The organism is Methyloversatilis sp. (genome assembly GCF_030698125.1).
Taxonomy (GTDB): Bacteria; Pseudomonadota; Gammaproteobacteria; order Burkholderiales; family Rhodocyclaceae; genus Methyloversatilis.
The window spans coordinates 156,030-168,382 of sequence record NZ_JAUYNV010000019.1 but is presented as its reverse complement, the minus strand read 5'-3'; the positions used below and the strand labels follow the sequence as shown (position 1 = coordinate 168,382).

The following is a 12,353-nucleotide window of genomic DNA, read 5'->3' as shown; positions in this document are numbered from 1 at the left end:
ACCCGTCATGACGCTGGCCAAGAGCTTCGAACCGGCCGACATCGAGCGCCGCTGGTACCCCGAGTGGGAATCGCGCGGCTACTTCGCTGCCGGTCTGGACACAGACACCCCGAACAAGCCCAACTTCTGCATCCTGCTGCCGCCGCCCAACGTCACCGGCACGCTGCACATGGGTCACGGCTTCAACCAGACCCTGATGGATGCGCTGACGCGCTACCACCGCATGCGCGGCGACAACACGCTGTGGCAGCCGGGCACCGACCACGCGGGCATCGCGACCCAGATCGTCGTCGAGCGCCAGCTCGACGCCCAGGGCATTTCGCGCCACGACCTCGGCCGCGAGGCCTTCGTCAAAAAGGTGTGGGAGTGGAAGGAATTCTCCGGCTCGACCATCACGCGCCAGATGCGCCGTCTGGGCACCTCGCCCGACTGGACGCGCGAACGCTTCACGATGGACGAAGGCCTGTCGAAGATCGTCACCGAAACCTTCGTCCGCCTGCATGAAGAAGGCCTGATCTACCGCGGCAAGCGCCTCGTGAACTGGGACCCGGTTCTGGGCACGGCCGTGTCGGACCTCGAAGTGGTGCAGGAGGAAGAAGCCGGCTCGCTGTGGCACATCCGCTATCCGCTGGCCGACGGTTCGGGGCATCTGACCGTCGCCACGACCCGTCCGGAAACCATGCTGGGCGACGTCGCCGTCATGGTCCATCCGGAAGACGAGCGCTACGCCGCGCTGATCGGCAAGACCGTGAAGCTGCCGCTGACCGACCGGGAAATTCCGGTCATCGCCGACGACTATGTCGACCGCGAATTCGGTACAGGCGTGGTCAAGGTGACACCGGCGCACGACTTCAACGACTACGCGGTCGGCCAGCGCCATGGTCTGCCGATGATTTCCATCCTCACGCTGGACGCGAAGATCAACGAGCACGCCCCCGCGAAGTATCAGGGCATGGACCGCTTCGCCGCGCGCAAGGCCATCGTCGCCGATCTCGAAGCGGTCGGTCTGCTCGACAAGACCGACAAGCACACGCTGAAGGTGCCGCGTGGTGACCGTACCAATGCGGTCATCGAGCCCATGCTGACCGACCAGTGGTTCGTCGCGATGAGCAAGCCGGGCGCCGACGGCAAGAGCATCACGCAGAAAGCGCTCGACGTGGTGGCCAGCGGCGAAATCCGCTTCCACCCGGAAAACTGGGTGAATACCTACAACCAGTGGCTCAACAACATCCAGGACTGGTGCATTTCGCGCCAGCTGTGGTGGGGCCACCAGATCCCGGCCTGGTACGACGAGAACGGCAACGTATTCGTCGCGCACTCGGAAGCCGAGGCCTACCAGAAGTACTTCGAGCTTCTGGCGCAGGCGAATCCGGACCTGAAGCGCCTCGCCGTCGCCACCGCGATGGCGCGCGAAATGTCCGGCGACACCTTGCCCGAGGTCGGCCGCAACTACGCCATCAAGGAAAACCTGCCGCTTCTGAAGCGCGACGAAGACGTACTCGACACCTGGTACTCGTCCGCGCTGTGGCCGTTCTCGACGCTGGACTGGACCCCCGACTGGGAGCCCGGCAATCCGGACAAGAACAATCCGGCGCTCGACCTCTACCTGCCGTCGTCTGTGCTGGTCACCGGCTTCGACATCATTTTCTTCTGGGTGGCGCGCATGGTCATGATGACCACGCACATCACCGGCCGCATTCCGTTCCGCGACGTCTATGTGCACGGCCTGATCCGCGACGCCGAAGGCCAGAAGATGTCGAAATCGAAGGGCAATGTGCTGGACCCGATCGACCTGATCGACGGCATCGCGCTCGACGACCTGGTGAAGAAGCGCACCACCGGCCTGATGAACCCGAAGCAGGCGGAACAGATCGAGAAACGCACGCGCCGCGAATTCCCGGACGGCATTCCGGCCTTCGGCACCGACGCGCTGCGCTTCACCTTCGCCTCGCTGGCCAGCCCGGGCCGCGACATCAAGTTCGACATGCAGCGCTGCGAGGGTTACCGCAACTTCTGCAACAAGCTGTGGAACGCGACCCGCTTCGTGCTGATGAACTGCGAAGGCCAGGACTGCGGGCTGGCGCCGTGCAATGAAGACTGCGGCCCTGAAGGCGCACTGCACTTCCAGGCGCCCGACCTGTGGGTCGTCAGCGAATTGCAGCGCGTCGAGGCCGAAGTTGAAAAGCAGTTCGGCGAGTACCGCTTCGACCTGGTGGCGCAGGCCATCTACCGTTTCGTGTGGGACGAGTACTGCGACTGGTATCTCGAACTGGCCAAGGTGCAGATCCAGAACGGCACGCCGGCGCAGCAGCGCGCCACGCGCCGCACCCTGCTGCGCGTGCTCGAAACCGTGCTGCGCCTGGCCCACCCGCTGATTCCGTTCATCACCGAAGAGCTGTGGCAGACGGTCGCGCCGCTGGCGGCGCGCAAGGAGGGGGACTCAATCCAGATCGTGCGCTATCCGCAGGCGGTGCCGAGCCGGATCGACGCGACAGCGGATGCCTGGGTGACCGAACTGAAGTCCATGGTCGACGCCTGCCGCAGCCTGCGCGGTGAGATGAGCGTGTCGCCAGCGCAGAAGGTACCGCTGCTGGCCTCCGGCAATGTCGAGGCGATCACGGGCTATGCGCCCTACCTCGCGGCCCTGGCCAGGCTGAGCGAAGTGCAGGCGGTCGGCGATGAACTGCCGGCCTCGCCGGCTCCGGTACAGGTGGTCGGCGACTTCCGCCTGCTGTTGAAGATCGAGATTGACGTGGCTGCCGAGCGCGAGCGGATCGGCAAGGAAATCGCACGGGTCACTGGCGAGATCGCCAAGTGTGAAGCCAAGCTGGGCAACGAAAGCTTCGTCGGCCGCGCACCGGCCAATGTGGTCGAACAGGAGCGCAAGCGCATGACCGATTTTGGTGATCTGCTTGGCAAACTGAAGGAACAGCTCGGCCGGCTGGGCTGACAGGCAGCGTCAGGGCGCACGGTGCATGCCGTGGCCCTGGCCGCCTTGTAACAGCAGGCACGTGCCCGCAGGCGATCCGGTCTCCGAAATGCGGCAGCGCCTGATTGATGCGCAGATCGCGGACAGGGTCCGCTCCTACGAAAGGCAGGCAGCACAGCGGTTTTCGCAGGAGCCGTCCCACGGTCGGCCCTGCATGGCCGACCGGCTCCACGGGCGGCGAGCCGTGCTCGCCGAAACCCCCGCTTCGCCCCCGAAGGCGATTCCCGTCTCCGAAATGCGGCAGCGCGTGATCAACGTACGCATCGCGGACAGGGTCCGCTCCTACGAAGGGCAGCACCGTCGCGGTTTTCGTAGGAGCCTGCCCTGCAGGCGATGCGGTCTTCTAAATGCGGCAGCGCATGATCGACGTGCAGATCGCGGACAGGGTCCGCTCCTACGAAGGGCAACAGCGTCTCGGTTTTCGCAGGAGCCGTCCCACGGTCGGCCCTGCATGGCCGACCGGCTCCACGGGCGACGAGCCGTGCTCGCCGAAACCTCCGTTCCGCCCCCGCAGGCGATTCCGGTCGCCGAGCTTAAGAAATGTCTTCGTCCGGCGGCACCTCGGGCGACGCATCGGGCACACGGTATTCCTCGTTCGCCCAGGCAACGAAATCGGAATTCTTGCAGCGCGGGCTGCAGAACGGCCGTGCCGGGTTCGACGGCGCGTAGACGGCGGGCTGGCCGCAGCGCGGACAGGTGACGATGCGACCGCCGGTGCCCGGAGTGCTCACAGATTGCAGAAGGTCAGTTCGAAGCCGACGTCGGTTTCGGTCACGCGCGGGCGGGCGTGGCCGCCGGGCGCGACGAAGCGGATATTGAGCGCGTACTTGTTGGCACTGATTTCCGGCGTGACCGCTTCTTCCATCGACACGCGCAGACGCAGCATCTGGGCCGACTTGCCGCCCATCATCTGCTGGAACGCGCCGCTGCCTGCAATGTGACGTTCCGGTCGGCCGCTGGCGCGCAGCAGGCGCAGCACGATGGTCAGCCCGTCGCGGATCGGCAGCATCGGCGTCAGCCAGCCGACCAGATCGGCCTGGCGCAGCGACGGATCGCGGTGACACCAGTAGTGATACGACGGCAGGTCGAATTCGCACAGACCGCCCGGGATCGCGGTGCGGCTCTTGATGCTCATGAGCCAGTCGTTCTCGCGCAGGTACTGGCCTATCTTGCCGGCCATCGACAGCAGCGCCGTACTGGCCTGTTCGATCTCGTACAGCGCGCCGGACAGGGCTTCTTCGGAAATATCGGGGTTATTGCGGAAGGACATCAGCGTCTGGCGCTGGCGCTCCAGTTCCTGCACCAGATCGACCTTCAGGTCGGCACGCGAAGCGACTTCGAGAATCTCGAACAGGCCGACCAGTGCAACGTGATGTTCATGCGCGCCTTCGGCACGCATGAAATGCTGCGTGCGTTCGAACAGGTCCTCCAGGCGCAGCAGCGTGCGGATGCGCTCGTTCAGAGGATATTCGTATGTAATCACAGGGGCTTGTCCGGGACTTGTTCAAGCAAATTCTCATGATTCTGACGGAAAAGCCCCTGAGTCACAACGCCGACGCGGGTTTTTCACGTTCCGCGAGCGCCATGTAGCGCGCATGGAGCACATCGACCTGTGGTGCGAGCGCCGCGCGCGCGCCCGCGTTGTCGATGACATCGTCGGCCACTGCAAGGCGGGCGTCGCGCGACGCCTGCGCGGCGATGATGCGGTCGATTTCGTCAGCCGGAAGGGCGCTGCGGGCGCGCACCCGGTCGCGCTGCAAGTCCACCGGGCAATCGACCACCAGCACCCGGTCACAGCGGGCCTTCCAGTCGCCCGATTCGATCAGTAACGGCACCGCCAGTACCACATAGGGCGCGGCGCTGGCGGCCACCGCGTCGCGCGCCCGGGTGCGGATCAACGGGTGCAGCAGGGCTTCAAGCCGGGAACGGGCCGCCGGTTCGGCGAACACGCGGGCACGCATGCGGGCACGATCCAGCGCGCCGTCGGTCGTGATGAAGGCATCGCCGAACGCCTCGCGCAGCGGCGCGATGGCGTCGCCGTGCGGGCCGGTGAGCTGGTGTGCGATGGCGTCGGTGTCGACCAGCGCGGCACCGCGCTGCACGAACAACTCGGCCACGGCCGACTTGCCGCTGCCGATGCCGCCGGTCAGCCCGACCACGAAGGTCATTGGCAGTCGGTCCGCTGGGTCGTTTCGTCGAGCGCCGGGAAACTGTCGAACAAGGCCGCGAGCTCCGGTCCGGCGCCGCGCACTTCGACCCGGTAGCGGCCGGCACGGCCCTCGCGCGGTGCGATGCGCGCGCTGCGCACGCCCTGCCCGTTCAATGTGGCCAGCAGTTCCGTCGCAGCCGCCTCGGTCTTGAACAGGCCGAGCGACACGGCCAGCTTCTGCGGATCGACCGGATCCGCCATGACGATCATTTCGCGTACGCCGAGCGCGCGCAGTTCAGCCTGTTTGCGCTCGGCGAGCTGACGCGTCTGCATGTCGGGAATGTGCACCCACCAGGCGGTGGTTTCGGTCTGTTCGACTTCCGACAGCTGCAGCGCAAGCTGCTGCGCGCCGATGCGTGCGGTCAGTGCATCGACCTGTTCGCGCGACAGGCCGTCCAACGCCCGGCACACCGCCGGCGCATCGGCGTCGGCCGCCACCACCGTTTCAACATCCGGTGCAGCCACGGCCTCAGCGATCGGCGCCTCGCCCCCGGACGGCAGGATGCGGATGCTGTCAGGCTTCATCTGGCTGGTTATGCGCAGCGGTTCGCTGCCGTCGCCCTTGCCGGCGATCAGGCCGGACACGAAGGGATAGAGCGCGACATTGACCAGCAGCAGCAGAAAAAAAGCGAGACGCATCGTCAATGTCCGTGGCGCGGCGCAATGCCGTCGAGAGGATGGTTCATCCGGAAAATGTCATTCGGGACACTTCAGTCCGGGCCTTCATTCACGCCGTCCCGTCCCGAACAGCATTTCATCACATCCGGGCCGTTGTCCGCAGCCGCCAGCCGGGCCAGCCCGTGCAGCACCAGATCGTCCACCCGCCGGTGGGCGCAGCGCAGTCGGGGCGCAATCGCGCTCGCCGCGCCGCCGGACAGCAGCACGGTCGCCTGCGGACCCAGCTGTTCGCGCACGCGTTCGATCAGTGCCGCCTGGGCATCGGTGCACGCGTTGTGGATGGCATCGTCGGTGTTGCGCGGCCAGTCGGCGGCATGACCGGCGGCGTGCGGCAGACCGGCGGTGTGACGCGCCAGCGATTCGAGCATCAGGCGCAGTCCGGGCAGGATGTAGCCGCCAATGAAGCGATCGTCGGCGTCGAGTGCATCGATGGTGGTGGCGGTGCCGGCGGTGGCGACGACGAGCGGCCCGGGCTGCAGCGCGCGTGCGCCGATCAGGGCGGCCCAGCGGTCGGCGCCCAGCTGGGCCGGCTGGTCGTACAGGTTCGCGATGCCGCAGGCCGTCGGCCCGGCGAACACGCGCTGTGCCACGCAGTCCGGCGGCAACGCGCGCCGGATGGCGGCGTCGACGGCGTCGCCCGCCACGCAGGTGTAGTGCGCAGCTGTCGCCGCCTGCCACGCATGCGCCAGCGCCGCCACCTCAAGCGTGGCTACATCGAGGGCAGATACCGCGCCCGGGCGGCCGTTGTCGCACCAGGCCCACTTGATGCGGCTGTTGCCGGCGTCGATCAGCAAGCGCATGTCAGGGCGCCGCACGCAGCGACACGTCACCGGCGAGCACACGCTCGACCCGGCCGTCGCAGTCGAGCCGCAGCGCGCCGTCGCGATCGGCCCCCAGACAGCGTCCGCACAGTTGCGTGCGGTCGCCGGTCACCGAGACCACCCGGCCGGCATGCAGGTTGTAGCGGTTCCAGTGATCGACGAAGGGCGCGAATCCCTGTGCCGCGAACTGCGGCAGCATGCGGGCCAGCGCGTCGGCCAGGGCTGCACCGACGTCCAGCCAGACTTCGCGATCAGGCGCATCGGGATAGAGCGCCGCCGGAGCATGGGCGTAGTCGCCTGCCGGCGGCAGCGCGAGATTGATGCCGATGCCGATGACGGCGGTCGTGTCGCCGGCCGGCGGCGATGACAGTTCGATCAGCACGCCCCCCAGCTTGCGGTCAGCCCGCATCAGGTCGTTCGGCCACTTGAGGGCGATGTCCGTGATGCCGCGCGCGAGCAGCGCGTCGGCCAGCACAACGCCGACCGCCAGGCTCAATCCGGACAGCGCGTCGGCACGCAGCGCAAAAGTGTGGCGCAGTGAAAAGGTGAGGCTGTCGCCCGGGCGGGCCGTCCATGCGCGACCCCGCCGCCCGCGGCCGGCCGTCTGTTCGAGCGCGAACAGCAAGCGGGTGTCGCGCCCCGTCTGATCGAGCAACACGCTGTTGGTGCTGGTGCAGGCGGCGCACACCTCGACTGTCCAGTCTTCGGGAACGGCGCGGGCGCGCTGGCGCAGCGCGTCGGCAAGGGCGGTGTCCGCAACGGCGGTTTCGGCGTGGGCAGTCATGCGGCGGATTGTAGCCGGGCGGCTGCATGCAGCCAGCCGCCGTCATGCAGGTCGGACTACTCGAGGTCCGTTTCGACTTCGCGCCCGCCTTCGATGTTCAGTTCCTGGATCTTGCGCGTGATCGTGTTGCGGCCGATGCCCAGCAACTGCGCGGATTCGATGCGCCGCCCGCCGGTGCTGGCGAGCGCACGCCGGATCAGCGTGCGTTCGAATTCCTGCATCAGATGGTCGAACAGCGCCGGCTGCTTGAGCGCGATCAGGCGATCGACTTCGGACGCCAGCGCCGCACCCCAGTCACCCGCGGCTTCGCGCGCCGGCTGGCTGCGCAGTTCGGCCGGCAGATCCTTCACGTCGACCACCTGCCCGGGCGCCATCACGGTCAGCCAGTGGCAGAGGTTTTCCAGCTGACGCACATTGCCCGGAAATTCCAGGCCCTGCAGGTAGCGGGTCGCCGGCTCGGACAGGCGCTTGGCATCGACGCCCAGTTCCTGCGCGCTCTTGGTCATGAAGTGCTGCGCCAGCAGCACGATGTCTTCGCGCCGCTCGCGCAGCGGCGGAATGCGCAGCCGGATCACGTTCAGCCGGTGAAACAGGTCTTCGCGGAACAGCCCCTGCTTCACCCGGTCTTCCAGATTCTGGTGGGTGGCGGCGATCACGCGCACGTTCGACTTGATCGGCGAATGCCCGCCGACCCGGTAGAAGTGGCCGTCGGACAGTACGCGCAGCAGGCGCGTCTGCAGCTCCGACGGCATGTCGCCGATTTCGTCGAGGAACAAGGTGCCACCGTCGGCCTGTTCGAAGCGGCCGCGGCGCATCGCGGTGGCGCCGGTGAAGGCGCCGCGCTCGTGGCCGAACAGCTCGGATTCGAGCAGGTCACGCGGGATGGCGGCGGTGTTGATCGCAATGAAAGGGGCGTCGCGGCGCGGACTGTGGCGGTGCAGCGCGCGCGCCACCAGTTCCTTGCCGGTGCCCGATTCGCCGTTGATGAGCACGGTGGCGTGGCTCTGCGCCAGGCGGCCGATGGCGCGGAACACGTCCTGCATCGACGCCGCCTTGCCGAGAATTTCCGGTGCCATGTCGGCTTCGGCCGGCGCGCTGGCCTGGTGCATGCTCTCTTCGATGGCCCGGCGCACCAGTTCGATCGCGTGATCGACATCGAACGGTTTGGGCAGGTATTCGAAGGCGCCGCCCTGGAAGGCGGCGACCGCGCTGTCCAGGTCAGAGTAGGCGGTCATGATGATGACCGGCAGGCTGGGGTGGCGCGCCTTGACCTTTTCCAGCAGCGACAGGCCGGATTCGCCCGGCATGCGGATGTCGGACACCAGCACCTGCGGCTGGCCGCCGGCATCGAGCGCGTCGAGCGCTTCCTGTGCGGTGGAAAAGGCGGAATACGGGATCGACTCGCGCGCCAGCGCCTTTTCGAGCACCCAGCGTATCGAGCGGTCATCATCGACTATCCAGACCGGATTCATGGTTTCTCCGAAGTGCCTTGCTTGAACGGCAGCAGTATTGTGAAAACGGTGTAGCCCGGCCGGCTCTGCACCTCGATGGTGCCGTGGTGTTGATGCACGAAGCTCTGCGCCAGCGTGAGCCCGAGTCCGGTGCCGTCGTCGCGGCCGGAAACGAGCGGATAGAAGATGCGGTCGACCAGGTCTTCCGGAATGCCCGGGCCGTTGTCGATCACTTGCAATTCGAGTGCCAGCTTGTGCCGGCGCTTCACCAGCGTCGCCTGCCGGTGGGCACGGGTGCGCAGCCGGATGCTGCCATGGCCCTTCATCGCCTGCGCGGCATTGCGCGCAATGTTCAGCACGACCTGGATCAGCTGTTCGCGATCGGCCGTCAGGTCCGGCAGGCTGGTGTCGTAGTCACGCTCGACCTCGACGTCCGGAAATTCCGAGGCGATCAGCAGGCGGACGCGCTCGAGCACTTCGTGGATGCTGACCGTGGTCACCTGCATCGCGCGATGCGAATGCAGCAGACGGTTCATCAGGTCCTGCAGCCGGTCCGATTCGTTGATGATGACCTGCGTGTATTCACGCAGTTCGGGCCGGTCAAGTTCGCGTTCCAGCAGCTGGGCGGCACCACGGATGCCGCCGAGCGGATTCTTGATTTCGTGCGCGAGGTTGCGGATCAGCTCGCGGTTGGCCTGTTGCTGCTGCAGCACCTGCTCTTCGCGCGCGATGCGCAACTGCTGGTCGATCGGGCGGAATTCCAGCAGGATGCGCGCGTCTTCCGTATGCACCGGCGACACCGTGCAGTCGAGCTGCAGCGATCCGCCGATCTGCCGGTCGACCGACAGGTTGTGACCGGTATAGCTCCAGTTGTTGGCGAGCGCATTGTCGAGTGCGCTATCGAGGCCGTGCATCGGGCCGATCAGCCGGTCGAAGTGCTTGCCGTGCAGTTTGGCGAGGCTGGCGGCGAACAGGTTTTCGGCCGCCGGATTCAGGTAGACGATGTGCCGCTCGGCATCGAGCAGCGCCACCGCGCTCGCAAGCAGTTCCAGCCCGCTGAAGCGTTCGGACCATTCGCGGGATGGGTGGCGGGACGACCTGCCGGGCTTGGATGCAGTCATGACCGCATTCCACGCAAGAAGCGCGCCAGTATTGCCTGCCGATCCATCGGCAGGCCGGTGCGCGCACTGCGCTCAGGGCAGCTTGGACAGCTCCTTGCGCAGCGCATCGACATTGCGTTCATGCAGAGCCACATTGTCCTTGAGCCCCTGTATCCGGTCGAGATACTTCTGATAGTTGCGCTCGTTGCCCAGACGCACCGCTTCACCTTCGGTCAGCGCCTTGCGCGCCTCTTCGAGACTGCCGGTTTCGGTCGCAAGCTCGGTCTCGAGGATGCGCCTGCGTTCGGAATCGCGCGCCTTCTGCTGGTCGTTGCTGACGCTCGGGAAACCACCGCCCGCATTGGCGGCCGGCTTGGGCGTGGCAGCGGCCGGACCAGGCACCGAACTGACCGGCATGTCGCTGGCCAGCACCTTGCATCCGCTGGCGCGCGACTTTTCGTTCGTGTAGGTCGTGTGGCCTTCAGCGTCGACGCACTTGTAGATTTCTGCCGTGGCGGGCGCTGCAACAAGCAGGCTTGCCACGGCAATCAGGATACGGTTCAGACCTTGTAGCATGTGGATCACCTGGGCGTTTCGGGTCGAAGCAGCGCGAGTGTAGGGCGCACACTTGCGCAGTGACAATGAAAAAGGACGGCTAAATGCCGTCCTTTTCCCTAACGCTTCACATGCCGCGCGGGCTGACGCCACGCCGGCATATGCTGACCGATGGCGATCAGAGGCTGTAATACATCTCGAATTCGACCGGGTGGGTCGTCATGCGGATGCGATTCACTTCGGTCATCTTCAGTTCGATGTAGGCCGCGATGAAGTCTTCCGAGAACACGCCGCCCTTGGTCAGGAAGGCATGGTCTGCGGCGAGCGCATCGAGGGCTTCGTCGAGGCTGGCACACACGGTCGGGATGAGCTTGTCCTCTTCCGGCGGCAGGTCGTACAGGTTCTTGTCGGCCGGCTCGCCCGGGTGGATCTTGTTCTGCACGCCATCCAGGCCCGCCATCATCAGCGCGGCGAAGCACAGGTAAGGATTGGCCAGCGGATCCGGGAAGCGCGTTTCGATGCGGCGTGCCTTGTCCGACGCGACGTGCGGAATGCGGATCGACGCCGAGCGGTTGCGCGCCGAATAGGCCAGCTTGACCGGGGCTTCGTAATGCGGCACCAGACGCTTGTACGAATTCGTACCCGGGTTGGTGATCGCATTCAGCGCCTTGGCGTGCTTGATGATGCCGCCGATGTAGTACAGCGCGAACTCGGACAGGCCGGCGTAGCCGTTGCCGGCGAACAGGTTCTTGCCGTCCTTCCAGATCGACTGGTGCACGTGCATGCCGGAACCGTTGTCGCCGACGATGGGCTTGGGCATGAAGGTGGCGGTCTTGCCGTAGCTGTGGGCGACGTTGTGCACGATGTACTTCAGCGTCTGCGTCCAGTCGGCGCGGCGCACCAGCGTGTTGAACCTGGTGCCGATTTCATTCTGGCCGGCGGTCGCGACTTCGTGGTGATGCACTTCGACCGGGATGCCGACGGCTTCCAGTGCCAGCACCATGGCAGCACGGATGTCATTGTGCGAATCGACCGGCGGGACCGGGAAGTAACCGCCCTTGACGCCCGGGCGGTGACCGGTGTTGCCGCTTTCGAACTTCTCGCCCGATGCCCAGGCAGCCTCTTCGGAGAAGATCTGCACGCGGCAGCCGGACATGTCGACCGTCCACTCGACGCTGTCGAAGATGAAGAATTCGGGTTCCGGGCCGAAGTAGGCGGTATCGCCCAGGCCGGACGACTTCAGGAAGGCTTCGGCGCGCTTGGCGATCGAGCGCGGATCGCGGTCGTAGCCCTTGCCATCCGACGGCTCGACGACGTCACAGCTGATGACCAGCGTGGTTTCGTCGAAGAACGGGTCGATGAAGGCGGTTTCCGGATCCGGCATCAGCAGCATGTCCGAAGCCTGGATACCCTTCCAGCCGGCAATCGACGAACCATCAAAAGCGTGGCCTTCGGTGAACTTGTCGGCGTCGAAGGCGCTGACCGGCACACCCACGTGCTGCTCCTTGCCACGGGTGTCGGTGAAACGGAAATCAACGAACTTGACTTCCTTCTCCTTGATGATGTCGAGTACCTTCTTCGCGGTCGTCATGATTTCTCCTACGATGGATGTATGGATGTTGCTCGGTCAGCTTTTAACGGGGTAATTCCTGTTTTGGGCGAGTCTTTGGCGCGCTGCAACCGTTCAGGCGCGGCGGCTGTCGCAGCGCTGACTAAAGCAGTTCGCGTGCCACGCACCGGATTTCGCCCCGGGATTGTGCCACAGG

General features: G+C 65.9%; 11 protein-coding genes. 1 reads left to right on the top strand and 10 read right to left on the bottom strand.

Annotated elements, in window-relative coordinates:
- Positions 1-7 precede the first annotated feature (7 nt).
- Positions 8-2,950 (top strand): valine--tRNA ligase, encoded by a 2,943-nt coding sequence (locus Q8Q80_RS08770; RefSeq protein WP_305632549.1) that lies wholly within the window; start codon positions 8-10, stop codon positions 2,948-2,950.
- Between the two features lie 572 nt (positions 2,951-3,522).
- Here Q8Q80_RS08770 and Q8Q80_RS08765 read toward each other — a convergent pair.
- From Q8Q80_RS08765 to glnA, 10 genes are all read right to left on the bottom strand, one after another.
- Positions 3,523-3,693: a DNA gyrase inhibitor YacG gene (locus Q8Q80_RS08765; protein ID WP_305632569.1), complete on the bottom strand. Its 171-nt coding sequence runs from the start codon at positions 3,691-3,693 to the stop codon at positions 3,523-3,525.
- A gap of 23 nt (positions 3,694-3,716) precedes the next feature.
- Positions 3,717-4,472 (bottom strand): cell division protein ZapD, encoded by a 756-nt coding sequence (gene zapD, locus Q8Q80_RS08760; RefSeq protein WP_305632548.1) that lies wholly within the window; start codon positions 4,470-4,472, stop codon positions 3,717-3,719.
- Positions 4,473-4,533: 61 nt separating this feature from the next.
- Positions 4,534-5,157, bottom strand: coding sequence for a dephospho-CoA kinase (coaE, locus tag Q8Q80_RS08755; RefSeq protein WP_305632547.1), 624 nt, complete (start codon positions 5,155-5,157; stop codon positions 4,534-4,536).
- Positions 5,154-5,837, bottom strand: coding sequence for an SPOR domain-containing protein (locus Q8Q80_RS08750; protein WP_305632546.1), 684 nt, complete (start codon positions 5,835-5,837; stop codon positions 5,154-5,156). Before Q8Q80_RS08750 ends, coaE begins: the two co-directional genes overlap by 4 nt.
- Positions 5,838-5,908: 71 nt before the next feature.
- The gene (locus tag Q8Q80_RS08745; RefSeq protein WP_305632545.1) at positions 5,909-6,676 is read right to left on the bottom strand and encodes a type III pantothenate kinase; all 768 of its coding nucleotides are present in this window, start codon (positions 6,674-6,676) and stop codon (positions 5,909-5,911) included.
- A gap of 1 nt (position 6,677) precedes the next feature.
- Positions 6,678-7,481 carry a biotin--[acetyl-CoA-carboxylase] ligase gene (locus Q8Q80_RS08740; RefSeq protein ID WP_305632544.1) on the bottom strand — a complete coding sequence of 268 codons (804 nt, stop codon included), beginning with the start codon at positions 7,479-7,481 and terminating at the stop codon, positions 6,678-6,680.
- Positions 7,482-7,537: 56 nt separating this feature from the next.
- Positions 7,538-8,953, bottom strand: coding sequence for a nitrogen regulation protein NR(I) (ntrC, locus tag Q8Q80_RS08735; RefSeq protein WP_305632543.1), 1,416 nt, complete (start codon positions 8,951-8,953; stop codon positions 7,538-7,540).
- Positions 8,950-10,053, bottom strand: a complete 1,104-nt coding sequence (glnL, locus tag Q8Q80_RS08730; RefSeq protein ID WP_305632542.1) for a nitrogen regulation protein NR(II) — start codon at positions 10,051-10,053, stop codon at positions 8,950-8,952. The genes ntrC and glnL overlap by 4 nt, the downstream gene beginning before the upstream one ends.
- A gap of 72 nt (positions 10,054-10,125) precedes the next feature.
- The gene (locus Q8Q80_RS08725; RefSeq protein ID WP_305632541.1) at positions 10,126-10,608 is read right to left on the bottom strand and encodes a DUF4124 domain-containing protein; all 483 of its coding nucleotides are present in this window, start codon (positions 10,606-10,608) and stop codon (positions 10,126-10,128) included.
- 157 nt (positions 10,609-10,765) lie between these two features.
- Positions 10,766-12,178 (bottom strand): type I glutamate--ammonia ligase, encoded by a 1,413-nt coding sequence (gene glnA, locus Q8Q80_RS08720; protein ID WP_305632540.1) that lies wholly within the window; start codon positions 12,176-12,178, stop codon positions 10,766-10,768.
- Between the last annotated feature and the right edge of the window lie 175 nt (positions 12,179-12,353).